The sequence below is a fragment of the Staphylococcus sp. FW104-15G4D genome, from assembly GCF_058790135.1.
In genome coordinates, this window is record NZ_JBYTCH010000001.1 from 513,317 (window position 1) to 538,204 (window position 24,888).

The 24,888-nt window shown below is 32.7% G+C and carries 25 protein-coding genes; 21 read left to right on the forward strand and 4 right to left on the reverse strand.

Annotation, left to right across the window (positions count from 1 at the left end; translation table 11 throughout):
* The first annotated feature begins 138 nt into the window (after positions 1–138).
* The 4 genes from AC3WQX_RS02655 (at position 139) to ptsP (ending at position 4,055) form a co-directional block, all read left to right on the forward strand.
* Positions 139–1,311 (forward strand): class I SAM-dependent rRNA methyltransferase, encoded by a 1,173-nt coding sequence (locus AC3WQX_RS02655; protein ID WP_023350473.1) that lies wholly within the window; start codon positions 139–141, stop codon positions 1,309–1,311.
* 59 nt (positions 1,312–1,370) lie between these two features.
* Positions 1,371–1,910, forward strand: a complete 540-nt coding sequence (locus AC3WQX_RS02660; protein ID WP_002435405.1) for a hypothetical protein — start codon at positions 1,371–1,373, stop codon at positions 1,908–1,910.
* 157 nt (positions 1,911–2,067) lie between these two features.
* Positions 2,068–2,334 (forward strand): phosphocarrier protein HPr, encoded by a 267-nt coding sequence (locus tag AC3WQX_RS02665; RefSeq protein WP_002435387.1) that lies wholly within the window; start codon positions 2,068–2,070, stop codon positions 2,332–2,334.
* Between the two features lie 2 nt (positions 2,335–2,336).
* Positions 2,337–4,055: a phosphoenolpyruvate--protein phosphotransferase gene (gene ptsP, locus AC3WQX_RS02670; protein WP_492739775.1), complete on the forward strand. Its 1,719-nt coding sequence runs from the start codon at positions 2,337–2,339 to the stop codon at positions 4,053–4,055.
* Positions 4,056–4,197: 142 nt separating this feature from the next.
* Here the strand turns inward: ptsP and AC3WQX_RS02675 are convergent, their stop codons facing one another.
* On the reverse strand, positions 4,198–4,440 hold the full coding sequence (locus tag AC3WQX_RS02675; protein ID WP_002435401.1) for a glutaredoxin family protein: 243 nt from the start codon (positions 4,438–4,440) through the stop codon (positions 4,198–4,200).
* 206 nt (positions 4,441–4,646) lie between these two features.
* Here AC3WQX_RS02675 and AC3WQX_RS02680 point away from each other — a divergent pair, with 206 nt between their 5' ends.
* The 4 genes from AC3WQX_RS02680 to AC3WQX_RS02695 all read left to right on the forward strand — a co-directional run bounded on the left by AC3WQX_RS02680 (position 4,647) and on the right by AC3WQX_RS02695 (position 8,707).
* On the forward strand, positions 4,647–6,002 hold the full coding sequence (locus AC3WQX_RS02680; protein WP_023350472.1) for a cytochrome ubiquinol oxidase subunit I: 1,356 nt from the start codon (positions 4,647–4,649) through the stop codon (positions 6,000–6,002).
* Positions 5,999–7,015, forward strand: coding sequence for a cytochrome d ubiquinol oxidase subunit II (locus tag AC3WQX_RS02685; RefSeq protein WP_023350471.1), 1,017 nt, complete (start codon positions 5,999–6,001; stop codon positions 7,013–7,015). The genes AC3WQX_RS02680 and AC3WQX_RS02685 overlap by 4 nt, the downstream gene beginning before the upstream one ends.
* Before the next feature lie 85 nt (positions 7,016–7,100).
* The gene (locus AC3WQX_RS02690; protein ID WP_002435479.1) at positions 7,101–7,760 is read left to right on the forward strand and encodes a potassium channel family protein; all 660 of its coding nucleotides are present in this window, start codon (positions 7,101–7,103) and stop codon (positions 7,758–7,760) included.
* Between the two features lie 335 nt (positions 7,761–8,095).
* The gene (locus AC3WQX_RS02695) at positions 8,096–8,707 is read left to right on the forward strand and encodes a DsbA family protein (RefSeq protein WP_002435464.1); all 612 of its coding nucleotides are present in this window, start codon (positions 8,096–8,098) and stop codon (positions 8,705–8,707) included.
* A 290-nt stretch (positions 8,708–8,997) separates the two neighbouring features.
* On the opposite strand, the gene rnjA is transcribed toward AC3WQX_RS02695, so the two are convergent.
* The 3 genes from rnjA to def all read right to left on the reverse strand — a co-directional run bounded on the left by rnjA (position 8,998) and on the right by def (position 11,939).
* Entirely contained in the window at positions 8,998–10,737 is a 1,740-nt protein-coding gene (rnjA, locus tag AC3WQX_RS02700) for a ribonuclease J1 (RefSeq protein ID WP_023350469.1), read from the reverse strand.
* Complete coding sequence (locus AC3WQX_RS02705) at positions 10,737–10,955, reverse strand: DNA-dependent RNA polymerase subunit epsilon (RefSeq protein ID WP_002435438.1); 219 nt, start codon at positions 10,953–10,955, stop codon at positions 10,737–10,739. The genes rnjA and AC3WQX_RS02705 overlap by 1 nt, the downstream gene beginning before the upstream one ends.
* Positions 10,956–11,387: 432 nt before the next feature.
* Positions 11,388–11,939, reverse strand: a complete 552-nt coding sequence (def, locus tag AC3WQX_RS02710) for a peptide deformylase (protein WP_023350468.1) — start codon at positions 11,937–11,939, stop codon at positions 11,388–11,390.
* Positions 11,940–12,155: 216 nt separating this feature from the next.
* Between def and AC3WQX_RS02715 the strand changes: the two genes are divergently transcribed.
* The 13 genes from AC3WQX_RS02715 (at position 12,156) to AC3WQX_RS02775 (ending at position 24,826) form a co-directional block, all read left to right on the forward strand.
* Positions 12,156–12,782, forward strand: a complete 627-nt coding sequence (locus AC3WQX_RS02715) for a YkyA family protein (RefSeq protein ID WP_023350467.1) — start codon at positions 12,156–12,158, stop codon at positions 12,780–12,782.
* A gap of 171 nt (positions 12,783–12,953) precedes the next feature.
* On the forward strand, positions 12,954–14,066 hold the full coding sequence (gene pdhA, locus AC3WQX_RS02720) for a pyruvate dehydrogenase (acetyl-transferring) E1 component subunit alpha (RefSeq protein WP_002435429.1): 1,113 nt from the start codon (positions 12,954–12,956) through the stop codon (positions 14,064–14,066).
* A gap of 3 nt (positions 14,067–14,069) precedes the next feature.
* A complete protein-coding gene (locus AC3WQX_RS02725; RefSeq protein WP_002435445.1) occupies positions 14,070–15,047 on the forward strand; it encodes an alpha-ketoacid dehydrogenase subunit beta in 978 nt (325 codons plus the stop codon).
* Positions 15,048–15,196: 149 nt separating this feature from the next.
* On the forward strand, positions 15,197–16,522 hold the full coding sequence (locus AC3WQX_RS02730) for a dihydrolipoamide acetyltransferase family protein (protein ID WP_002435418.1): 1,326 nt from the start codon (positions 15,197–15,199) through the stop codon (positions 16,520–16,522).
* A gap of 4 nt (positions 16,523–16,526) precedes the next feature.
* The gene (lpdA, locus tag AC3WQX_RS02735; protein WP_002435425.1) at positions 16,527–17,933 is read left to right on the forward strand and encodes a dihydrolipoyl dehydrogenase; all 1,407 of its coding nucleotides are present in this window, start codon (positions 16,527–16,529) and stop codon (positions 17,931–17,933) included.
* Positions 17,934–18,097: 164 nt separating this feature from the next.
* Positions 18,098–18,373 carry a UPF0223 family protein gene (locus tag AC3WQX_RS02740; RefSeq protein WP_002435331.1) on the forward strand — a complete coding sequence of 92 codons (276 nt, stop codon included), beginning with the start codon at positions 18,098–18,100 and terminating at the stop codon, positions 18,371–18,373.
* A 166-nt stretch (positions 18,374–18,539) separates the two neighbouring features.
* Positions 18,540–19,079: a helix-turn-helix domain-containing protein gene (locus AC3WQX_RS02745; RefSeq protein ID WP_002435290.1), complete on the forward strand. Its 540-nt coding sequence runs from the start codon at positions 18,540–18,542 to the stop codon at positions 19,077–19,079.
* 12 nt (positions 19,080–19,091) lie between these two features.
* Positions 19,092–20,186 carry an ABC transporter ATP-binding protein gene (locus AC3WQX_RS02750; RefSeq protein WP_037548702.1) on the forward strand — a complete coding sequence of 365 codons (1,095 nt, stop codon included), beginning with the start codon at positions 19,092–19,094 and terminating at the stop codon, positions 20,184–20,186.
* Positions 20,179–20,982, forward strand: coding sequence for an ABC transporter permease (locus tag AC3WQX_RS02755; protein WP_023350465.1), 804 nt, complete (start codon positions 20,179–20,181; stop codon positions 20,980–20,982). The genes AC3WQX_RS02750 and AC3WQX_RS02755 overlap by 8 nt, the downstream gene beginning before the upstream one ends.
* 5 nt (positions 20,983–20,987) lie before the next feature.
* Positions 20,988–21,800, forward strand: coding sequence for an ABC transporter permease (locus AC3WQX_RS02760; protein WP_037560592.1), 813 nt, complete (start codon positions 20,988–20,990; stop codon positions 21,798–21,800).
* Positions 21,797–22,870, forward strand: a complete 1,074-nt coding sequence (locus AC3WQX_RS02765; RefSeq protein ID WP_049307288.1) for an ABC transporter substrate-binding protein — start codon at positions 21,797–21,799, stop codon at positions 22,868–22,870. Before AC3WQX_RS02760 ends, AC3WQX_RS02765 begins: the two co-directional genes overlap by 4 nt.
* Before the next feature lie 75 nt (positions 22,871–22,945).
* Positions 22,946–24,178: a lipoteichoic acid stability factor AuxB gene (gene auxB / locus AC3WQX_RS02770; RefSeq protein ID WP_023350462.1), complete on the forward strand. Its 1,233-nt coding sequence runs from the start codon at positions 22,946–22,948 to the stop codon at positions 24,176–24,178.
* Between the two features lie 120 nt (positions 24,179–24,298).
* Positions 24,299–24,826, forward strand: coding sequence for a DUF4064 domain-containing protein (locus AC3WQX_RS02775; protein ID WP_023350461.1), 528 nt, complete (start codon positions 24,299–24,301; stop codon positions 24,824–24,826).
* Positions 24,827–24,888: the final 62 nt, after the last annotated feature.

Below are 24,888 nucleotides of genomic sequence, written 5' to 3' on the forward strand. Positions count from 1 at the left end.
GTCATTGTTATTGTTTATTCAATAACAGTGGCTTTTTTACATATAATTAAAGACTGATATTTGTTAAAATGATTTTGAAATTGTGCTTACGTATTAATTTTTGAAAAAAGAGAATAGAAAGTGAGGTAAAAGTAAAAAATGAAAATAGCAACATTGAATAGAGGTAAAGAAACTAAATATCTTAATCAATATCCTTTAATTGATGAGGAAGATATTTACCAACATGACCACCTTAAAGAAGGGGATTTAGTTAAAATTGTGACTGATCAACAACAGTATATCGCAACTGGCTATGTTGGCCGTCAACATAAAGGATTAGGTTGGGTATTAAGTTATGATGAAAATGAGGACATTAACACTCAATTCTTCGTAAAATTATTTGAAAGTGCATTAGAGGAAAGAGAATATTATTTCAACATTGATGGTACAAATGCTTTTAGACTTTTTAATGCTGAGGGTGACGGCGTAGGAGGCCTCACAATTGATAATTATGATAGTCATTTATTAATTCAATGGTATTCCAAAGGCATTTATAAATTTAGATATCTTATCATAGAAGCAATTAAAACAGTATTTGGTTATACGTCTTTATATGAAAAAATGAGATTTAAGGATACAACATACACAGGTGGATTTGTTGATGGTGAAGCCCCTGAGTTTCCAATTACTATTGAAGAAAATTTCACATTTTATAATGTAGATTTAGAAGATGGTTTAATGACTGGTATCTTTTTAGATCAAAAGGAAGTACGTAAAAAATTAAGAGACCAATTTTCTGAAGATAGAGATGTATTAAATTTATTTAGTTATACAGGAGCGTTTTCAGTTATAGCAGCTCAGAATGCACGTTCAACTACAAGTGTTGACTTAGCAAATCGTTCAAGAGGCTTAACGGAAGAAAACTTTGGTTTAAATGGTATTGATCCTAAATCTCAATACATTTATGTGATGGATACGTTTGACTATTATAATTACGCGGCACGTCATGGTCTTCAGTATGAAACGGTAGTCATTGATCCGCCAAGTTTTGCACGCAATAAGAAAAAGACATTCTCAGTTCAGAAAGACTATGGTTCACTCGTTAAAGGCGCCTTAAGTGTATTAGCTCCAGAGGGTTCACTGCTATTATGTACAAATTCAAGTGCATTTTCTTTAAAAGCGTTCAAAAATGTGATTAAAAAGACATTAGATGAAGAGGGGGTAGAGTTTGAAATAAGAGAGGTCATGGGACTTCCTAAAGATTTCAAGACTCATCCACATTACAAACCTTCAAAATATTTAAAAGCTGTATTTATAGATATTAAGCATTAAATTTTTAAATATTGGGTATAAGATTTTATTGAAACAATACTAAGAAAGGATGTATGAATTTGGGTATTAGAAGTAAATTCACAAATGATATCACTAATAAAGTGGGCAATGAACTTTTAAATATAGAAGAAATTAAAGAAAAAAATAATTTACCTAAGACTAAAGAAGAATTAGCGCGTCGCCGAGAACAGGCGTTAACGTTAGTTAAAAAGAAATCAATACTTTCATCAGGCGCAAGTATTGTACCTATCCCAGGATTAGACTTCGGTGTAGATATTAAATTAATGAGAGACATTATTGAGGATGTTAACAAAATTTATGGTTTAGATCATAAAGAAGTGAATTCGTTAGGGGATGATGTAAGAGAGAGAGTGATGTCTGCTGCAGCGATTCAAGGGAGTCAATTTGTAGGAAGAAAAGTTTCAGAAGCACTCTTAAAAGTTGTTATTAAAGATGTAGCGAAACGAGCAGCTGCTAAACAAACAAAATGGTTCCCAGTAATCGGTCAAGCTGTTTCAGCTTCAATTAGTTACTACTTTATGAATAAACTTGGTAAAGATCACGTTGAAAAATGTGAAAAAGTTATCAATAACCTATAGTAAGTGATATAATTTCTAATGTAACGTAAATAATGATATTGAAACCGGTTTTAAACGAATTGAATTTAACAATCGGTTTTGGTAAAGTTATTGTATAAAATATATGTTAGATTGTAATAATATTGAAGATTCTAACTATACGAAGGAGAATATAACTATGGAACAAAAATCATATGTAATTATCGACGAAACAGGGATTCACGCTCGCCCTGCTACAATGCTAGTTCAAACTGCATCAAAATTTGATTCAGATATTCAATTAGAATATAACGGTAAAAAAGTTAACTTAAAATCAATCATGGGTGTTATGAGTTTAGGTGTAGGTAAAGATGCTGAAATCACTATTTATGCTGACGGTAGCGATGAAACTGATGCTATTGAATCTATCAGTGATGTCTTATCAAAAGAAGGATTAACTAAATAATTATGTCTAACTTAATTAAAGGGATTGCTGCCTCTGATGGTGTAGCAATCGCAAAAGCTTACTTATTAGTAGAGCCAGATTTATCTTTTGACAGTAACGAACAGGTCACTGATGTAGAAGGCGAAGTTAATAAATTCAATAAAGCTATCGAAGCATCTAAAGTTGAATTAACTAAGATTAGAAATAATGCAGAAGTTCAATTAGGCGCTGATAAAGCAGCTATTTTTGATGCTCATTTATTAGTTCTAGATGATCCAGAATTAATTCAACCTATCCAAGATAAAATTAGAAATGATAAAGTTAATGCGGCTACAGCATTAAACGATGTGACAACTCAATTTGTTACTATTTTCGAATCTATGGATAATGAATACATGAAAGAACGTGCAGCAGATATTAGAGACGTTTCTAAACGTGTTTTAGCGCACATTCTAGGTGTAGAATTACCAAACCCAAGTATGATTGATGAAAGCGTTGTTATAATTGGTAACGATTTAACACCTTCAGATACTGCACAATTAAACAAGGAATTCGTCCAAGGCTTTGTAACTAACATCGGTGGTAGAACGAGCCACTCTGCAATAATGAGTCGTTCACTTGAAATTGCAGCAGTTGTAGGTACGCAAACTATTACTCAGCAAGTTAAACAAGGTGATATGATTGTTGTAGATGGAATTACAGGTGATGTAATTATCGATCCAACTGAAGACGAATTAATCGCTTATCAAAACAAACGTGAACGTTTCTTTGAAGATAAGAAGGAACTACAAAAATTACGTGACGCGGATACGGTAACTGTTGATGGTGTGCATGCTGAATTAGCAGCGAATATTGGTACGCCAAATGATTTACCAGGAGTTATTGAAAACGGTGCTCAAGGTATAGGTTTATACCGTACAGAATTCCTTTATATGGGAAGAGACCAAATGCCAACTGAGGAAGAACAATTTGAAGCCTACAAACAAGTACTAGAAACAATGGATGGTAAACGTGTTGTTGTACGTACTTTAGATATCGGTGGAGATAAAGAGCTTCCTTACTTAAATTTACCTGAAGAAATGAATCCATTCTTAGGTTATAGAGCAATTCGTTTATGTTTAGCTCAACAAGATATTTTTAGACCGCAATTACGTGCATTATTACGTGTATCTGCTTACGGTAAATTAAATATCATGTTCCCAATGGTTGCTACTATCAAAGAATTCCGTGATGCTAAAGCGATTCTTTTAGAAGAAAAGAAAAACCTTGAAAATGAAGGTTATGACATTTCTGACGATATCGAATTAGGTATCATGGTTGAAATTCCAGCAACTGCTGCATTAGCAGATGTCTTTGCGAAGGAAGTAGACTTCTTTAGTATCGGTACTAATGACTTAATTCAATACACACTAGCTGCTGATCGTATGTCAGAACGTGTATCTTATTTATATCAACCATATAATCCTTCTATTTTACGTCTTGTTAAGCAAGTAATAGAGGCTTCTCATAAAGAAGGTAAATGGACTGGTATGTGTGGTGAAATGGCCGGAGATGAAACAGCTATTCCATTATTACTAGGTTTAGGATTAGATGAGTTCTCAATGAGTGCAACTTCTATTCTTAAAGCTAGAAGACAAATTAATGGTTTAAGTAAAAATGAAATGGCTGAATTAGCTAATCGCGCTATTGAATGTGCTACACAAGAAGAAGTTATGGAATTAGTTAACAATAAAGCAAAATAATATAGCTTAATAATACAGCATGAGAGAGTGAATGCAACATTGCATTTACTCTCTTTTTAATCTGTAATTGAAATAAGCTGGCCTCAATTATTAAAAAATCACTCAACATCCTAGAAAAGATAATGTTGAGTGATTTTTATGACTAATTTTTACTATTTAAATTCAATGTAGAATTTATTTTGTCCATGTCTACACTATACATTGGTTCATTATTTAATAAAATAAAAGGCGTTGCAAATGCATCATAATCAATCATTTCATTACGATATTGATTATTTTTAATATTCTTTTCAATAAAATCAACGCCTTGCTCTGATAAATAATTTTTCACGAAAGTGCATGGTGGACAATCATCTTGGGTATAAATGACAATGTTCGAAGTCATATAGGTCGTCCTTTCATTAGTATTTCTCAAAATACTATATAGAAAAATGTTGAGAATTTCAAACATGTGAACATTATGTGTCTTGTCAAAAAATGTACATATAAATTTAAAGCAATTTAATTTTGTTCAAAGTCATGAGGTTTTATAATTTTAGACACTTGTGACTCCAATTATTAATAAAAATAGATAAAAAAGGTGATTTATATATGGATTCAGTTGAAATTAGCCGATTTCTCACTGGTATGACATTAGCAGTGCATATTATATTTGCCACAATCGGCGTAGGTATGCCTTTAATGTTTGCGATTGCAGAATTTATCGGTATTAGAAAGAATGATGCAAACTACATTGCATTAGCGAAAAGATGGTCAAAAGGGTACACAATTACAGTAGCCGTTGGAGTCGTGACAGGTACTATTATAGGCTTACAACTTTCGCTTGTGTGGCCAACATTTATGAAAATGGGTGGGCATGTTATTGCTTTACCTTTATTTATGGAAACTTTCGCTTTCTTCTTTGAAGCAATCTTCTTAAGTATTTATCTGTATACTTGGGATAGATTTAAAAATAAATGGACGCATTTTATTATTTCATTACCTGTAATTATTGGTGGTTCATTCTCGGCGTTTTTTATTACATCAGTTAACTCATTTATGAATACACCAGCAGGTTTTGAAATGAAAAATGGACGCATGGTTAATGTACAACCATTAGAGGCAATGTTTAACTCCTCATTTATTGTCAGAGCATTCCATGTAGTAGCTACTGCTGGCATGACGATGGCATTTATATTGGCTGCAATAGCGGCGTTTAAATTATTACGTAATAAACACTCTGAAGATAAAACTTATCATAAAAAAGCATTGAAAATGACAATGATAGTTGGTTTCTTATCAACGATATTATCGATGGTAGCTGGAGATCTTTCCGCTAAATTCTTGCACAAAGTGCAACCAGAAAAACTAGCTGCTTATGAGTGGCATTATGATACTCAATCACATGCTAACTTAGTATTCTTTGGTGTGCTCAATGAGAAGACACATGAAGTAACTGGTGCTATTGAGATTCCGGGATTACTTAGTTTCTTAGCAGATGACAGTTTCAAAACAAAAGTTAAAGGATTAACTGATTTTCCTAAAAATGATTTACCACCTATGATTGTTCATTATTTCTTTGATTTGATGGTTTCTATGGGTGTGTTCTGTTTCATTATTTCAGGACTATATATGTTAATTTTATTCTTCAAGAAATTACGTAAATTTAAAGTTAATAAAGCTATGCTATATGCAATACTTTTAACTGGCCCAGCCTCATTACTTGCAATAGAATTTGGTTGGTTCTTAACTGAAATGGGTCGTCAACCTTGGATCATTAGAGGTTATATGCGTGTGTCTCAGGCTGCTACACAAGCAGGTGGTATCACGTTAGTTACGATTCTCTTCGGTATATTGTATCTCGTGCTTATGGTAACAGCAGCTTATGTACTTATTCGTATGTATCGAAATAAACCTGCTTATCAAGATGTAGACAAAGTGATTGAAGAAAGAGGTGGAGCAAAATGATTTACGCATATATTGGGATAACAGTATTATGGATATTTTTATTTTGTTACATCATCGTAGCATCAATTGACTTTGGTGCTGGATTTTTCGCTTTACATTCTAGAATTACTGGTGAAGAGAAGAAGATCAATCACTTAATTCATCGTTATCTTAATCCAGTGTGGGAAGTTACAAATGTTTTCTTCGTCTTTTTCTTCGTTGGATTTATTGGGTTCTTCCCTGATTCTGCAAAGTATTTGGGAACCGTTTTATTAGTTCCAGGTTCAATAGCATTAATTCTTATCTCCATTAGAAGTAGTTTTTATGCTTTTGAAAATTACGGACAAGATACGAAGTTACCATGGATAGTTCTCTACGGTTTTACAGGATTACTTATTCCAGCATCATTAGCTACTGCACTAACTATCTCGGAAGGTGGATATATCAGAGAACATGGGTCTCATATAGATTTGAACTGGGTACAATTACTATTAAGTCCATTTGCCTGGTCTGTGGTATTCTTGGCTATCATTTCGGTTCTATATATTTCTTCAGGTTTCTTAACATTTTATGCTAGTAAAGCGAAAGATAAACCTGCATACCACTTAACAAGACAATGGCATATTTTCTGGGGCCCGCCTATGATTGTTATTTCATTGTTTGTATTTTTATCTTTAAGAATACAAAATGCAGATCATTTCAATAATGCTGTATTTAACTATTGGTGGATGTTTGTAATCAGTTTTATCTTCTTTTTAATTGCAGGTGTATTAACGATTCTTAAGAAAAATCATGGATTAGCTTTTGTCATGGTCATATTACAGATGTTCTTTGCATTCTTTGGCTATGGTATGAGTAAATTGCCATTTTTATTACATCCATTTGTGAAAATCACAAGTTCTCATGTTAATCCAGAAATGGGATTAGCATTAGTTATAGCCTTTATTTTAGGTTTACTTTTATTAATTCCATCGTTAATATTATTATTAAGATTATTTGTATTCGATAAAGAGTACGTAGAAGGAAAGAAATAATATAACCTTTGAGTATAAGGGGAGATATGTTGATATATTTTATCATCAAACTCTCTTTTTCTCTTTTATTTAATGGAGGACGCATATGGATAAAGAATACGTCGTTATTGGACTAGGTCGTTTTGGTGGCAGTATTGTTAGAGAACTTAACGCTTTAGATATGGATGTCATGGCAATTGATAATGATGAAAATCGTGTTAATGAATATAGTGATATCGCAACACATGCAGTTGTAGCTGATACGACTGATGAAGCGGTCATGAAAAGTTTAGGTATACGTAACTTTGATCATGTCATTGTGGCCATTGGTGAAAACATTCAATCAAGTACGTTAACTACTTTAATTTTAAAAGAGTTAGGTGTTAAAAAGGTAACTGCAAAAGCACAAAACGACTACCATGCTAAAATATTAAATAAAATAGGTGCAGACACTGTCGTTCACCCAGAACGTGATATGGGTAGACGTATAGCGCATAATGTAGCAAGTGCGAGTGTATTAGATTATTTAGAACTTGCTGATGAGCATTCAATTGTAGAGCTTAAAGCGACTGAAAAAATGGCTGGACAGACTATAATTAATTTAGACATCCGAGCACAATATGGCATAAATATCATTGCAATTAAACGAGCGAAAGAATTTATCGTTTCCCCAGATCCGAATCTTAGTATAGAGATTGGTGATATTTTAATCATGATTGGTCATGATAATGATTTAGGTCGTTTCGAGAAAAATATAGCCAAATAATCGGTGACGATAAATTAAGATATACGTTTTTTCTTTTAGCTTATAAATGAATTGAGTTAAAATTCATTTATAAGCTTTTTTGTATAGAATTATTTAATTGAGTCGGTTATACCCATCATACGATTTCATGCTAATCTATACATAAAAAAATAATAAAGCTTCAATCAATTTAAAAACAAAATAAAATATGAAATATTGTGATTGATTAAATCTATAATTTATTAAGTTTTGCGTAAACACTTGAGAAATAGAATATATCAATTAGGGAAGATAACAAAAATTTTAAAACAATGATGTTAACATTAAATTTGAAAAAATTAATAAGGAGAGTGGATATGTGTAAATTTGTTTTAAAATGCACATCATTGTTAGTAATTGTTTTGTTATTATGTAGTTGTTCGAACATAAAAAATGGCTCATTTAATAATCATTCAAACCGCACTAAATGCATAACAATTTATGGTGATTACAAATGTGCCTATTGTAAAAAAATTGAAAATACTATCGTTCCTAAATTGAAAAAAGATTATATAAAAAAAGACAAAGCGGAAGTTAATTTTGTTAATCTCGGTTTCTTAGGTAAAGACTCTATGAAAGCTGGACGAGCAGCATTAGCAGTCAAACTCATATCTGATAAAGAGTATTTAAAATTTAATCACTTAATTTTTAACGAACAACCTAAAAATAGCCATAAAACTTGGATTACTAATAGATTATTAGATAAGCAAATAGATAAACTTAACTTGAATGATGAAGAAATAAAAAAAGTTAAGAAAATGTATAAAGAAAAAGATAGTAAAGCATGGGAAATGGCTAATGATGATAAAAAAGTTGCTAAAAAGAAAAAAGTTAAGAAAGTTCCTTTAGTATACATAAATGGTGAAAAAGTAAAAAACCCATATAAATATAAAGAATATCAACGCATATTAGACAAAAAGACATCGTAAAATTATATATTCATGCAACAACTAGAGTGAAAACTAAAGGAGAAAAAAAGTTAATTAAAAACAAGCAATATATACTTAGTATTATCACACTCATGATTATAGACATTATCTAATTTAATAATGATAATGTTATCAAAAGCCCAATTGGTTACAGACTTATTTATTTAATTATGTTTATTTCATTTCTAATGATTGTAATAGGAACTACTGTTAGAAAGAGAAATAAATAAAAGGCAAGGACATGTGTCCTTGCCTTAAATATTTAAACAGATAAATTTTATAAGTTAAAATTATTTAGATTCATTTTTATCTTGTTTGTTATTTTTCTTATTAGAAGGTTTATTGTTACCTTTATCTTCATTCACTTTCATAATTACTGGTAAAATCATCGGTCTACGAGCTGTCTTTTCATATAGATAAGGTTGAAGTGTTTCAATAATTGATGATTTAATCTGATGCCATTGAATATCTTTGTTACCATTTAATTTAGATATCACGTCTGTTTTAATTTTACGTTGTGCGTCATAAATTAGTTGACCGGATTCGCGCATATAAACAAAGCCACGTGAAATGATATCAGGTCCTGATAATAACTTATTAGTATTAAAATCGATACTTACAACAACAATGACTAAACCTTCTTCAGAAAGTAGTTTACGATCTCTAATAACTACATTTCCGATATCTCCAATACCGCTACCGTCTACTAACACATTACCTGATGGGATTCTTCCAGCTTTACGAGCTGAATCATGTGTTAAAGCTAAGACATCACCGATATCGAAAATGAATACCTTATCCTCATCTACACCACATTCAACACCCGTTTGACCATGTGCTTTCAACATACGATATTCACCATGAATAGGTAAGAAATACTTAGGTTGAATTAAACGTAGCATCAATTGTTGGTCACCTTGTGAACCATGACCTGACGTGTGAATATTTGAAATCTTACTGTGAATGACATCCGCACCAGCTTTATATAAAGCATTTATAGTGCGATTGATACTTTTGGTGTTACCTGGAATAGGAGATGAACTGAATACTACAGTATCTTCAGGTATAATTTTGATTTGTTTATGTGTACCATTTGCAATTCTTGATAATGCAGCCATTGGTTCACCTTGTGAACCAGTACAAAGAATTAACAATTCGTGTTTAGGTATATTGTTAATTTTATTAGGTTCAACAAATGTTTCAGGTGGAGCTTTAATATATCCAAGCTCCATACCAATTTTTATGTTATTTTCCATTGAACGACCAAAAGTAACGATTTTACGATTATATTTTATCGCTGCTTCAACTGCTTGTTGTACACGATAAATATTAGATGCGAAGGTCGCAAAAATGATACGGCCCTTGCAATTTCTAAAAATCTTATCAACGTTTTGTCCAACTTCACGTTCGCTAAGCGTAAAATCAGGTACTAGTGAATTTGTTGAGTCAGATAACAAACATAGTACGCCTTCTTCTCCAAGTTTAGCCATTTTAGCTATATTAGCTGGCTCTCCAACTGGAGTGAAATCAAACTTAAAGTCACCAGTATGAACAATTTTACCTTCTGGTGTATCAACGATAACTCCGTATGCTTCAGGAATACTATGAGTAGTTAAATAGAATGATATTTCAAAATGCTTAGATTTTATTACACTACTCTCATCAATTTCATGTAACTCAGTAGTTCTAAGTAAATGATGTTCTTCTAATTTATTGCGTATGAGACCTAATGCTAATGGACCACCGTAAATAGGTACATTAATTTGTTTTAATAGGAAGGGCACACCACCTATATGGTCTTCGTGTCCATGAGTAATAAACAGACCTACAATTTTGTCTTGGTTCTGTTCTAAGTAAGTGTAGTCAGGAATAACATAATCTATTCCTAGTAAGTTATCATCTGGGAATTTAATACCTGCATCAATGATAACAATTTCATTCTTGTACTCGATGGCGTAGGTATTTTTACCAACTTCACCTAAACCACCAAGTGCATACACACCTACTTCATTAGAATGTAATTGCTTCATTATTCAGCATTCTCCACATTGAAGTGAGTTGAGTGTTCTTTCTCATAGTCTAAATGTGCGCCCTCTAATTTAGTAATAAACTCAATATTATAATTACGATCTTTCAAATAACGTCGAACCTGTTCTTCAGTTTGTCCTTCAACATAAATTGTTTGAGTGTTCTCACGAACGATGACTTCGTCTTTATTATGTTGATAAAATACTTTAAATACTGCCATTTTATATATTTCCTCCTAGAATAATTTCCATAATTTATTTACGACCCTAGTCATTAATACTCGGGTTATTAAAGAATATTCATGCGTACAATTAAGTCTTCAATAATCTAGTGTTCTAATATTTTATTTAGAAACATACCAGCTCAATCTAAACTTTAATATATATGTTCGTTTAATTTCACTGCCCAGTATGTTTTCTAGGGTAATAGTGTCGTTCCTAATTAGAAATTAGTATTGATATACTAAGATTTCAGTTAAGTTATATTTTACATGATGTATTTGAATAAATAAAGCAGTTTTATCTTACTAATTATTGAGTCATACGTATTATTATATATAGTAATATTTTTATTTTGAAAAATAAAAAATACACTTCATCAAGCGTGATAAGTTGTCAACTTGATAAAGTGTATATAAGTTTAATAATTTTACTTAAACTTCGACTGCATCGTCGTGAGGTTTAAGTGGTTCATTAGCGTCAATATAATCATAAAACATAACGCCATTTAAATGATCAATTTCGTGTTGAAACACAATTGCTGGATAGCCTTTTAATCTTAGTTTAACTTCATTACCGTCTATATCTTGAGCTTTAATTGTCACTCTATTATGACGGTGTACTAATCCTGGAATGTTTTCGTCAACACTCAAACAACCTTCGCCAGTTGGTAGATAAGCTTCCTGCACACTGTAGCTCATAACTTTAGGATTGACGAGCATATAATCATAAGATTTTCCATTACCATCGTCTGGTAAATAAACTGCTATCATTCTTTTAGCCACATCAATTTGTGGAGCTGCCAAACCAACGCCAGAACGTAATCCATAACGTTTTGCAGTTTCTTCATCTTGACTATTAATTAAAAACTCTCGCATAGAGCGTAAAGTTTCTTTATCTTCTTCAGAAAGAGGAAAACTTAATTCTTTAGCCTTCTCACGAAGCGTTGGATGACCGTCTCTAATAATATCTTTCATAGTTAACATGTCATACACCTTCCTTAAGTAATAATATATCAGATACCATAGAGATTAGTACATTAATAGGTATTTGATTTTGAATGAAGGTTTTATATTATATGTGGAACAGACATTTTAGACTATTCCATTTAGCTTCAATGAATCGTTTTATTAGTGTATATTGATTTATGAACAATAATTATTTAATATTACAAGCGAACAACTATGAGGAGGTAACAGTTAATGAAGTTCGGTAAAACTGTCGCAATTGTCCTAACATCAACAGTGTTATTAGCTGGATGTACAACTGACAAAAAAGAAATTAAAAAATATGACAACCAAGTTCAAAAAGCTTTTGACCAAGAAAAATCAGTAAATAGTACTAGTAAAAAAATAAATGATTTAGAAGAAAAGAAACAAAAATTATTTAAAAAAGTAAATGGTAAAGATCAGAATACAAGAAAACAAGCTGCAGAAGATATCGTAAAAAATGTAGAGAAGCGTCAAAAAGAATTTAAAAACGAAGAACAAGCATTGAATAATTCTGAAAAAGAATTTAAAAAAGCTAAACAGTATATGAATCATATTGATAACTCGGCTAAGAAAAAAGAAGTAACTCAACTTAATGATGCACTCAAAGAAAAATACGAAGCACATGATGCATATGCAAAGGCTTACAAAAAAGCTTTAAACAAAGAAAAAGAACTGTTTACATTCTTGAACCAAGATGGTGCTACACAATCAGAAGTAGACAGTAAATCTAAAGATTTATCAAAAGCATATAAAGATATGAATAAAAAATTCAATACCTACTCAAAAGCGATGAGAAAGGTTACTCAAGAGAAACAAGACGTAGATCAATTGAAATAAATTATCAGACTGATACAGTTGTGCGGAAAGTACTATAACAGACCGTGCAACTGTATCTTTTTCTATTGAAACAGAACTTTATGAAATCGTTTAACAGGAAAAATCATTTGTGATACAATTAGGGAGGATAAAATGAATTTCTATTTACATGGGAAAGGTATGGTGAATTGAATGGCTCCTAAGTTACAAGCCCAATTCGATGCAGTTAAAGTATTAAATGAAACTCAATCGAAATTTGAAATGGTTCAAATTTTGGATGAGGATGGTAATGTCGTAAATGAAGACTTAGTACCTGATTTAACAGATGAACAATTAGTAGAATTAATGGAAAGAATGGTATGGACGCGTATTCTTGACCAACGTTCTATCTCATTAAACAGACAAGGACGTTTAGGTTTCTATGCACCTACAGCAGGTCAAGAAGCATCTCAACTTGCTTCACAATATGCTTTAGAAAAAGAAGACTTCATCCTACCTGGTTATCGTGATGTTCCTCAAATTATTTGGCATGGTTTACCACTTACAGAAGCTTTCTTATTCTCTAGAGGACACTTCAAAGGTAACCAATTCCCTGAAGGCGTTAATGCACTAAGTCCACAAATTATTATCGGTGCTCAATATGTACAAACAGCTGGAGTAGCATTCGGTCTTAAAAAACGTGGTAAAAACGCAGTAGCAATTACTTATACTGGTGATGGTGGTTCTTCACAAGGTGACTTCTATGAAGGTATCAATTTTGCATCAGCGTATAAAGCGCCTGCTATTTTTGTAATTCAAAATAATAATTACGCTATTTCAACACCACGTAGTAAACAAACTGCTGCAACAACATTAGCTCAAAAAGCTATCGCAGTTGGTGTACCAGGTATTCAAGTAGATGGTATGGATGCTTTAGCTGTATATCAAGCTACATTAGAAGCGCGTGAAAGAGCTGTTGCAGGTGAAGGTCCAACAGTAATTGAAACATTAACTTATCGTTATGGACCACATACAATGGCTGGTGATGATCCAACTCGTTACAGAACCTCAGATGAAGACGCAGAGTGGGAGAAAAAAGACCCATTAGTACGTTTTAGAAAATATTTAGAAGCAAAAGGTCTTTGGAATGAAGATAAAGAAAATGAAGTCATTGAACGTGCTAAATCTGAAATTAAAACAGCTATTAAAGAGGCTGACAATACAGACAAACAAACTGTTACTTCTCTAATGGATATTATGTATGAAGATATGCCTCAAAATTTATCAGAACAATATGAAATTTACAAAGAGAAGGAGTCGAAGTAAGCCATGGCACAAATGACAATGGTTCAAGCGATTAACGACGCGCTTAAAAGTGAACTTAAAAGAGACGAAGACGTTTTAGTTTTCGGTGAAGACGTTGGTGTTAACGGCGGTGTATTCCGTGTTACTGAAGGTTTACAAAAAGAATTTGGTGAAGATCGAGTATTTGACACACCATTAGCGGAATCTGGTATTGGTGGTTTAGCGTTAGGATTAGCTGTAACAGGTTATCGCCCAGTTATGGAAATCCAATTCTTAGGATTCGTATTTGAAGTATTTGACGAAGTTGCAGGTCAAATTGCTCGTACACGTTTCCGTTCAGGCGGGTCTAAACCAGCACCAGTTACTATTCGTGCACCATTTGGTGGTGGAGTACACACTCCAGAATTACACGCCGATAATTTAGAAGGTATCTTAGCACAATCACCTGGTTTAAAAGTGATTATTCCATCTGGGCCATATGATGCGAAAGGCTTATTAATTTCAGCAATTCAAAGTAATGACCCTGTTGTCTACTTAGAACATATGAAATTGTATCGTTCTTTCCGTGAAGAGGTACCGGAAGAAGAATATACAATTGACATTGGTAAAGCTAATGTTAAAAAAGAAGGTAATGATATATCTCTAATTGCGTACGGTGCTATGGTTCAAGAATCTATCAAAGCAGCTGAAGAGCTTGAAAAAGATGGATACTCTGTCGAAGTCATCGACTTACGTACAGTTCAACCAATTGACATTGATACATTAGTTGCATCAGTAGAAAAAACTGGTCGTGCAGTAGTTGTTCAAGAAGCACAACGCCAAGCTGGTGTAGGTGCACAGGTTGCTGCAGAATTAGCTGAGCGTGCAATTCTTTCATTAGAAGCACCTATCGCTCGTGTAGCTGCAGCTGATACTGTATATCCATTCACTCAAGCTGAGAATGTTTGGTTACCAAACAAAAATGACATCGTTGAACAAGCTAAAGCTACATTAGAGTTCTAATTTAAACTCATTAATAAATTAAGTAGCTAACTATAGCAATGAGTAATGAATAAGTGTAAACTAGGTTGTAAGGGCTTCCTTAACTTGCAACTTTAGTATATAAGTATTTGAAATGATTTGATTAAGTAAAATCTTAGGAGGACAAGAACGTGGCATTTGAATTTAGATTACCCGATATCGGGGAAGGTATCCACGAAGGTGAAATTGTAAAATGGTTTGTTAAAGCTGGAGATACCATCGAAGAAGATGATGTCTTAGCAGAAGTGCAAAACGACAAATCTGTAGTAGAAATCCCATCGCCTGTTAGCGGAACTGTTGAAGAAGTTTTAGTAGATGAAGGAACTGTTGCAGTAGTTGGTGACGTTATTGTAAAAATTGATGCTCCTGATGCTGAAGAAATGCAATTTAAAGGTAGCCATAGTGATGACTCTTCTAAACAAGAAGAGAAACAAGAAGAAGCACCAGCTGAAAAAGAATCAACTTCATCATCACAATCTCAGGAAGCTTCAACAGCTTCTACTCAAGAAGCAGAAGTTGATGAGAATAAAACAGTTAAGGCTATGCCTTCTGTACGTAAATACGCTCGTGAGAATGGTGTAAACATTAAAGCTGTTACAGGCTCTGGTAAAAACGGACGTATTACTAAAGAAGACGTAGACGCATACTTAAATGGTGGAAGCACGGATTCAGCTTCTAACGAAAGTGCAGCTGCATCATCTACAGGTAGTGAAGAAACTAGTGCTTCAGCTAGTCAATCAGTACCAGAAGGTGACTTCCCAGAAACAACTGAGAAAATCCCTGCAATGCGTAAAGCAATTGCTAAAGCAATGGTTAACTCAAAACATACAGCACCTCATGTTACATTAATGGATGAAATTGATGTACAAGAATTATGGGATCACCGTAAAAAATTCAAAGAAATTGCAGCTGAACAAGGTACTAAACTAACGTTCTTACCATATGTTGTTAAGGCTTTAGTTTCTGCACTTAAAAAATATCCAGCACTTAACACTTCATTTAATGAAGAAGCTGGCGAAGTTGTACACAAACATTATTGGAATATCGGTATCGCAGCTGACACAGATAAAGGTTTATTAGTTCCTGTTGTTAAACATGCGGATCGTAAATCAATCTTCGAAATTTCAGATGAAATCAATGAACTTGCAGTTAAAGCTCGTGACGGTAAATTGACTTCAGATGAAATGAAAGGTGCAACTTGTACAATCAGTAATATCGGTTCAGCTGGTGGACAATGGTTCACTCCAGTTATCAATCACCCAGAAGTAGCCATCTTAGGAATTGGCCGTATTGCTCAAAAACCTATTGTTAAGGATGGAGAAATTATAGCAGCTCCAGTATTAGCGTTATCACTAAGCTTTGACCACAGACAAATTGATGGCGCAACTGGTCAAAATGCTATGAATCACATTAAACGTTTATTAAATAATCCAGAACTATTATTAATGGAGGGGTAAAAACATGGTAGTTGGAGATTTCCCAATTGAAACAGATACTATTGTAATCGGAGCAGGTCCTGGCGGATACGTTGCAGCAATTCGCGCAGCGCAATTAGGACAAAAAGTAACAATCGTTGAGAAAGGTAATTTAGGTGGTGTGTGCTTAAACGTTGGTTGTATTCCATCTAAAGCATTATTACACGCGTCTCATCGTTTTGTTGAAGCGCAACATTCAGAAAACTTAGGGGTTATTGCTGAAAGCGTGTCTTTAAACTACGAGAAAGTCCAAGAATTCAAATCATCAGTAGTAAATAAATTAACTGGTGGTGTTGAAGGATTACTAAAAGGTAACAAAGTTGAAATCGTTAAAGGTGAAGCATACTTTGTTGATAATAATAGCCTTCGCGTTATGGACGAAAAAAGTGCTCAAACTTACAATTTCAAACATGCTATTATCGCAACTGGTTCTAGACCAATTGAAATTCCTAATTTTGAATTTGGTGAGCGTGTTATCGATTCAACTGGCGCTTTAAATTTACAAGAAGTTCCTGGTAAACTTGTTGTTGTTGGTGGCGGTTATATCGGCTCTGAATTAGGTACAGCATTTGCTAACTTCGGTTCAGAAGTAACAATCCTTGAAGGTGCTAAAGACATCTTAGGTGGATTCGAAAAACAAATGACTCAACCAGTTAAAAAAGGCATGAAAGAAAAAGGTATCGAAATTGTCACTGAAGCTATGGCTAAATCTGCTGAAGAAACTGACAATGGCGTTAAAGTTACGTATGAAGCTAATGGTGAAGAACAAACTATTGAAGCTGACTACGTATTAGTTACTGTAGGACGTCGTCCAAACACTGATGAATTAGGCTTAGAGGAATTAGGTCTTAAATTCGCAGATCGTGGTTTATTAGAAGTAGATAAACAAAGCCGTACTTCTATTGAGAATATCTTTGCAATTGGTGATATCGTTCCTGGTTTACCACTTGCACATAAAGCAAGTTACGAAGCTAAAGTAGCTGCTGAAGCAATTGATGGTCAAGCTGCTGAAGTTGATTACATTGGTATGCCTGCAGTATGCTTCACTGAACCAGAATTAGCTCAAGTAGGTTACACTGAGGCTCAAGCTAAAGAAGAAGGTTTATCAATTAAAGCTTCTAAATTCCCATATGCAGCTAATGGACGTGCGTTATCATTAGATGATACTAATGGTTTTGTTAAATTAATTACACTTAAAGAAGATGATACTTTAATTGGTGCTCAAGTTGTTGGTACTGGCGCATCTGATATCATCTCTGAATTAGGTTTAGCAATTGAATCAGGTATGAATGCAGAAGATATCGCATTAACTGTTCATGCTCACCCAACTTTAGGTGAAATGTCAATGGAAGCTGCTGAAAAAGCAATTGGTTATCCAATCCATACTATGTAATTATTAAACCTTAATCACAATAGTTAAAGATTAATCATTATATACTGCTGAGACTCGTCATGTGCGGGTCTCAGCTTTTTTAATTATTTTTTGTATCGGTTGTTTTATAAAAATGGCTCCGATACACTGTACTTACATAATTATTACAGGAGGTTATTAAGACAATGGAATATCAATATCCTTTAGATTTAGATTGGACGAATGAAGAAATGATGCAAGTCATTCATTTTTTTAATAAAATTGAAAATTACTATGAATCTTCTGTTAAAGGTGAAGATGTAAAAAAAGCTTATAAAAAATTTAAAGACATTGTACCTGGCAAAGCTGAAGAAAAACAAATCTTTAAAGAATTTGAAAATAAAAGCGGATATAATAGTTATAAAGTTGTTCAAGAGGTAAATAAATATCCTGAACAGCAGAGATTTGGTAAAGAATCTTAATTGATTTTAGATACACTTATTATCTAAAAATTTATACTTACTTGTTTTCTAAAACAATTGAATAAAACTATTGCTTACAAAGCTATATTCTGTTACTTTTATAAAGCACTAAACAAAATGTTTGATATTAGTAAACTTAATGTAGCTTTTTTAGGTGGTTAAAAATATGGATATAGGATATAAATTAAGAAATTTAAGACGTATTAAAAATTTTACTCAGGAAGAACTTGCTGAACGTACGGATTTGTCAAAAGGGTATATCTCTCAGATTGAGAGTCAACATGCGTCTCCAAGTATAGAGACGTTTTTAAACATTTTAGAAGTTCTTGGGACATCAGCTAGTGACTTTTTTCAAGAGCGCCCAAGTGAGAAAGTGTTATATAAAAAGAAAGATCAAATTACATATGATGAATACGATCGGGGTTATATTCTAAATTGGCTAGTTACAGATTCAAATGAATTTGAAATGGAACCATTGATCCTTACATTGAAACCTGGAGCATCCTATAAAAATTTTAAACCATCTGAGTCAGACACGTTTATATACTGCTTAGAAGGTGAAGTGTCATTGCTACTTGGTAATCAAACTTATAAAGCGAGTACTGAAGATGTACTTTATTTTAAGGCTAGAGATAAACATCGCTTATACAATGAAACTCATGAAGAAGTGAAAATATTAATTGTTGCCACAGCTTCATATTTATAGGGAGGAATGTTTATGAATCCGTTACTTTCATTCAAATCTGTAAGTAAAGGCTTTGATGATGTACAAATTTTAGATGAAATTGATTTAGATATTGAATCAGGTTATTTTTATACATTATTAGGACCTTCTGGCTGTGGAAAAACAACAATATTAAAGTTGATTGCTGGGTTCGAGTATCCTGACAGTGGAGAAGTGATATACCAAAATAAACCTATCGGAAAGTTACCCCCAAATAAACGTAAAGTAAATACAGTATTCCAAGATTATGCGCTCTTTCCACATCTTAACGTTTATGACAATATTGCCTATGGCTTAAAATTAAAAAAATTAAGCAAGTCTGAGATAGATGAAAAGGTCATAGAAGCTTTAAAACTAGTGAAGTTACAAGGTTATGAACAACGACAAATTGAAGGCATGAGTGGGGGACAAAAACAACGTGTAGCGATTGCTCGAGCGATAGTAAACGAACCTGAAATACTTTTACTTGATGAATCATTATCTGCATTAGATTTAAAATTGCGTACGGAAATGCAATATGAGTTACGTGAACTTCAATCTCGTTTAGGAATCACTTTCATATTTGTGACCCATGATCAAGAAGAGGCTTTAGCATTAAGTGATTATATCTTTGTTATGAAAGATGGGAAAATTCAACAGTTTGGTACGCCTATTGATATATATGATGAACCAGTTAATCGTTATGTCGCTGATTTTATTGGTGAATCAAATATCGTTGAAGGAAGAATGGTTAAAGATTTCGTGGTGAATATTTATGGTCAAAACTTTGAATGTGTAGATATGGGGATACCTGAAAATAAAAAAGTAGAAGTTGTAATTAGACCAGAAGACATATCACTCATTGATAAAGAACAAGGACTTTTTAAAGCAACTGTAGATTCAATGCTATTTAGAGGTGTACATTACGAAATTTGTTGTATTGATAGAAAAGGCTACGAATGGGTTATTCAATCTACTAAGAAAGCTGAAGTTGGAAGTGAAGTAGGTCTATTCTTTGAACCAGAAGCAATTCATATTATGGTACCTGGTGAAACTGAGGAAGAATTTGATAAGCGTATAGAGAGTTATGAGGATGTAGACCATGCGTAATATCAATAAATTACTACTTGTTCCATATTTATTATGGATGGTTATTTTTATTATTATACCTGTAATTTTACTTGTTTATTTCTCATTCACTGACGTGCATGGTCATTTTAGTTTTACAAATTATGAACAAATTTTTTCGTTGCGTTATTTTAAAATGTTTGCGGATTCCATATGGTATGCATTTCTAATCACTCTCATTACTTTATTGATCAGTTATCCAGCAGCATACTTTATTGCTCAATCTAGATTTCAGAATATATTACTAATGGTAATGATTATTCCAACGTGGATTAATTTACTTCTGAAGACCTATGCTTTTATAGGGTTATTAAGTCATGATGGTATTATAAATCAAGCACTACATGTTTTTCACTTACCAGTATTTAATATGCTTTTCACAAGTGGAGCGTTTTTATTGGTTGCAAGTTATATTTATATCCCTTTTATGATTTTACCTATATTCAATAGTATGAAAGCAATACCTAATAACTTATTACAAGCCTCTAGTGATTTAGGTGCTAGTCCGTTAATTACTTTCAGAAAGGTCATCATTCCTTTAACTAAAGAGGGAGTAATGACGGGGATTCAAGTGACCTTTATACCTGCGTTATCACTATTCATGATTACGCGATTGATTGCAGGTAATAAAGTTATTAATATAGGTACATCGATTGAAGAGCAATTTCTAACAATTCAAAATTACGGTATGGGCTCTACAATTGCGTTATTCCTAATTATATTTATGGCCTTTATCTTAATCTTAACTAAATCTAAGTCATCTAATGGGAAGGGGTGAACGACGTGAAATGGTATGGAAAGATGTACATAGGTATTTTAATAGCAATACTTTATATACCGATATTTTTCTTGATGATATATTCATTTAACTCAGCTGGAAATATGATTCATTTTGAGCATTTCTCGTTAGAACATTATCGTACTCTCTTCCAAGATGATCGATTAATATCTGTAATATTTAACACGGTCGCGGTTGCCCTATTAGCTGCATCAGTGTCTACGGTAATTGGTACGTTTGGCGCGATTGCTTTATATTATTTACGCAATAAAAAATTCAAAGTAACATTATTGACTTTGAATAATGTACTCATGGTCTCATCGGATGTAGTTATTGGTGCATCATTTTTAATTATGTTTACCGCAATTGGACATTTTACTGGTTTAGGTTTAGGATTCTTTACTGTATTAGCATCACATATCGCATTTTGTATACCTATCGTAGTGATTATTGTGTTACCACAACTTTATGAAATGAACGATAACATGTTGAACGCAGCTAGAGATTTAGGAGCTAATGAATCGCAATTATTGAGTAGCGTCATTATACCTAATATCATGCCTTCAATTATTGGTGGATTTTTCATGGCTCTAACATATTCTTTAGATGACTTTACAGTTAGCTTTTTCGTAACAGGAAACGGATTTAGTGTCTTATCTGTGGAAGTTTATGCAATGGCTAGAAAAGGTATAAGTATGGAAATTAATGCTATATCGACTATATTATTTATAGTTATTTTATTAGGTATCATTGGATATTATTTAATGCAACACTTTGTTAAATGTCAAAAGACGGTGAAACGGGGTGTAAGTGAATGAAACGATTTCTACAACTTATCTTTTCTGCAGTAATTATTGGTATTTTATGTTTAGTTATGAGTCATTGGTTTAAATCTAAAGAGAACACCCATACGCAAGAAAAGATTTATGTTTATAACTGGGGAGAATACATTGATCCTAGTTTGATTAAAAAGTTCGAAAAACAAACAGGCATACAAGTTGTATATGAAACGTTTGATTCAAATGAAGCCATGGAGGCCAAAATACGTAATGGGGGTACACATTATGATGTGGCATTTCCAAGTGAGTACACCGTGCAAAAGCTTAAGCGTTCCAATTTGTTAGTTCCTTTAGATCATACTAAAATACCCAATATCAAAAATCTTGATTCTGATTATATGAATATGTCTTATGATCCTCATAATAAATATTCATTACCTTATTTCTTTGGTACAGTGGGTATTTTATATAATAAAGATAAATATCCTCATGATAATTTCAATAGTTGGAGTGATTTGTATCAATCTAAGTATAAAAATGATATTTTATTAGTAGATGGTGCTCGTGAAATGATGGGAATGGGATTAAACAAATTAGGTTATAGTTTGAATGATAACCATTCTTCTCATATTAAAAGAGCTGAAGTGGATTTGAAAAAGTTAGTTCCGCAAGTAAGAGGTGTCGTTGGTGATGAGATAACAATGATGCTTCAACAACATGAAGGTAACATCGCTGTAGTTTGGAGTGGTGTGGCAGCACCTTTAGTTCAAGGTAGTAATAAGTATAACTATGTCATTCCCAAAGAGGGATCTAATCTTTGGTTTGATAACATGGTTATTCCTAAAACTGCTCAGAATAAAGAAGGCGCATATAAATTTATGAACTTCTTATTAGATGAGAAAAATAATAAACAGAATACAGAGTGGGTAGGCTATGCAACGCCTAATAAAGCAGCTAGAGATAAGCTACCTAAAGAAGTTAGAGAAGACCATAGATTTTACCCAACAAAAAAAGAACAAAATCGTTTGGAAGTTTATAAGGACTTAGGCCAGAAAACACTTAGCGAATATAACGAAAGCTTTTTAAATTTTAAAATGAACTTAAAATAGATTGATGATAAATAGTAGTTATTTACTCATATTTCTTATATAATGATTTGATAGTAAAGTAAGGAGTTGTAGCGGATGTCAGGAGAGCAATACACACAAATTAAGCGTCCAGTCGGTCGGCTAACTGAAAAAGTACTAGGTTGGTTTAGTTGGGTATTTTTACTCATATTAACGATTGTAACGATGTTTATTGCACTTGTATCATTTAGTAATGATACATCGATTGCTAATTTAGAAAATTCATTAAATAATAATGAGTTGGTTCAACAAATTTTAGGTAACAATGATTTAAGTACAACTCAATTTGTTATATGGTTACAAAATGGTGTTTGGGCTATCATTGTTTACTTCATCATTTGTTTATTGATTTCATTCTTAGCTTTAATTTCAATGAATATTAGAATACTTTCAGGTTTCTTATTTCTATTAGCAGCTATAGTTACGATTCCATTGGTATTATTAGTTGTCACATTAATTATTCCAATTTTATTCTTTATCGTCGCTATCATGATGTTTGCTAGAAAAGATCGGGTAGAAACCGTACCAGCATACTATAATGATGATTATGGACAACCATACTATGATAATTATGAATACTATGATAAACGTAGACCACAGTCTACCTCTCATAATGACTATTACGAAGATGGGTACAATCACGGTTATTACGATGATTACGAACAACCACGTGATAATAAAGAATATAGAAACACACGTCGTAAACGCAGAAAAGAACGTCAACAAAGAGAAGCCTATGAAGCAGAGCACCAATATGAACCTCAACAACATGACGCTTATATGAATGATGAGTCAGAGAGTCATAATTATGATGAGACAGATGATAAATATGCTCAATTTCCAAAACGCGCTGTAGAAAGTGAATACAAGTCCACTCAGCAGGAAGAAGAAGAACCGGCGATTATGTCTAGACAGGCGAAATACAATAAGAAATCTAAAAAAGCTAAGCGTGATGAACAATTCCAAGAAGATTATTATCAAAATGAAGATGATAGTTACGGTTATGAGGATGGTTATGCTTACAACCAAGAGCCACAAGAACCTCAAGTTGATCCTAGAGAACTTAAGGCTCAACGCAAGAAAGAAAAAGCTGAAATTCGTGCGAAGAAAAGAGAAAAGAAAAAAGCTTATAATAAACGCATGAAAGAAAGAAGAAAGAATCAACCTAGTGCAGTCAATCAACGGAGAATGAATTACGAGGAACGTCGTCAAATGTTCCAAGGTGAACAACCTCAAGAAGATAATCAAGAGAACCAAGTTGAACACAAAGACGACACGGAAAATAAATAACACTATATAAGTGATTGACTTAGAATGAAAAGTCAATCACTTTTTTTTATGTGTTCGCTATAAGTTCTAATTTTTAGTATTATTGTTTTAAGAATGTAACTAAGAGGAGTGTAGCCTAATATGAATAGAAAAACAGAAACTATCTTAGCATGGATAGCTAATGGTTTAAGTATTATATATTTATTATTAACTTGTTTATCACTTTTAGTAATGAAAAGTGGTCAAAATCAACAACAATATAAAGATATAATGAAACAAATGTATGGCAATAATCAAAATGTATCCTCTGATATTTTGTTAGCCTCAATGATGATTTCAATTGGATTTTTAGCATTCTCTACAATATTAGGGATATTTGGAGCCTTAACAATCAAAGGGCGTAAAAATTTAGCAGGGGCCTTACTTATAGCTGCTGCAGTAACAGGTTTAATAACTATGAATTTCATTGCAATGATTTTATGGATTATTGCTGCTATTATGTTGTTTAGTAAAAAGAAAGACCACAACAATCATGCACATTATAATCAATCTCATAATAGAGATCAATTTAACGATAATTACCATGAAAACAAACAATCACATAATGAAGAATGGGATCCAGACAAAGAACTAAAAAATCACAAGAAAGATGATCCATACATTTATTAGGATTAAAAAAGGTAGAAATTTTACAATTTAAAATCTTTTTAAAGTAGATTATTTAAAGATGT

Coding starts and splice junctions, on each gene's coding strand:
- AC3WQX_RS02745 (WP_002435290.1), top strand. CDS start 18,540: ATGGATATAGGATATAAATTAAGAAATTTAAGACGTATTAAAAATTTT.
- rnjA (WP_023350469.1), bottom strand. CDS start 10,737: ATGAAGCAATTACATTCTAATGAAGTAGGTGTGTATGCACTTGGTGGT.
- AC3WQX_RS02690 (WP_002435479.1), top strand. CDS start 7,101: ATGGATAAAGAATACGTCGTTATTGGACTAGGTCGTTTTGGTGGCAGT.
- AC3WQX_RS02755 (WP_023350465.1), top strand. CDS start 20,179: ATGCGTAATATCAATAAATTACTACTTGTTCCATATTTATTATGGATG.
- AC3WQX_RS02680 (WP_023350472.1), top strand. CDS start 4,647: ATGGATTCAGTTGAAATTAGCCGATTTCTCACTGGTATGACATTAGCA.
- AC3WQX_RS02695 (WP_002435464.1), top strand. CDS start 8,096: ATGTGTAAATTTGTTTTAAAATGCACATCATTGTTAGTAATTGTTTTG.
- AC3WQX_RS02725 (WP_002435445.1), top strand. CDS start 14,070: ATGGCACAAATGACAATGGTTCAAGCGATTAACGACGCGCTTAAAAGT.
- AC3WQX_RS02740 (WP_002435331.1), top strand. CDS start 18,098: ATGGAATATCAATATCCTTTAGATTTAGATTGGACGAATGAAGAAATG.
- AC3WQX_RS02765 (WP_049307288.1), top strand. CDS start 21,797: ATGAAACGATTTCTACAACTTATCTTTTCTGCAGTAATTATTGGTATT.
- AC3WQX_RS02775 (WP_023350461.1), top strand. CDS start 24,299: ATGAATAGAAAAACAGAAACTATCTTAGCATGGATAGCTAATGGTTTA.
- AC3WQX_RS02715 (WP_023350467.1), top strand. CDS start 12,156: ATGAAGTTCGGTAAAACTGTCGCAATTGTCCTAACATCAACAGTGTTA.
- AC3WQX_RS02675 (WP_002435401.1), bottom strand. CDS start 4,440: ATGACTTCGAACATTGTCATTTATACCCAAGATGATTGTCCACCATGC.
- AC3WQX_RS02655 (WP_023350473.1), top strand. CDS start 139: ATGAAAATAGCAACATTGAATAGAGGTAAAGAAACTAAATATCTTAAT.
- AC3WQX_RS02750 (WP_037548702.1), top strand. CDS start 19,092: ATGAATCCGTTACTTTCATTCAAATCTGTAAGTAAAGGCTTTGATGAT.
- AC3WQX_RS02705 (WP_002435438.1), bottom strand. CDS start 10,955: ATGGCAGTATTTAAAGTATTTTATCAACATAATAAAGACGAAGTCATC.
- ptsP (WP_492739775.1), top strand. CDS start 2,337: ATGTCTAACTTAATTAAAGGGATTGCTGCCTCTGATGGTGTAGCAATC.
- pdhA (WP_002435429.1), top strand. CDS start 12,954: ATGGCTCCTAAGTTACAAGCCCAATTCGATGCAGTTAAAGTATTAAAT.
- def (WP_023350468.1), bottom strand. CDS start 11,939: ATGTTAACTATGAAAGATATTATTAGAGACGGTCATCCAACGCTTCGT.
- lpdA (WP_002435425.1), top strand. CDS start 16,527: ATGGTAGTTGGAGATTTCCCAATTGAAACAGATACTATTGTAATCGGA.
- AC3WQX_RS02685 (WP_023350471.1), top strand. CDS start 5,999: ATGATTTACGCATATATTGGGATAACAGTATTATGGATATTTTTATTT.
- AC3WQX_RS02665 (WP_002435387.1), top strand. CDS start 2,068: ATGGAACAAAAATCATATGTAATTATCGACGAAACAGGGATTCACGCT.
- auxB (WP_023350462.1), top strand. CDS start 22,946: ATGTCAGGAGAGCAATACACACAAATTAAGCGTCCAGTCGGTCGGCTA.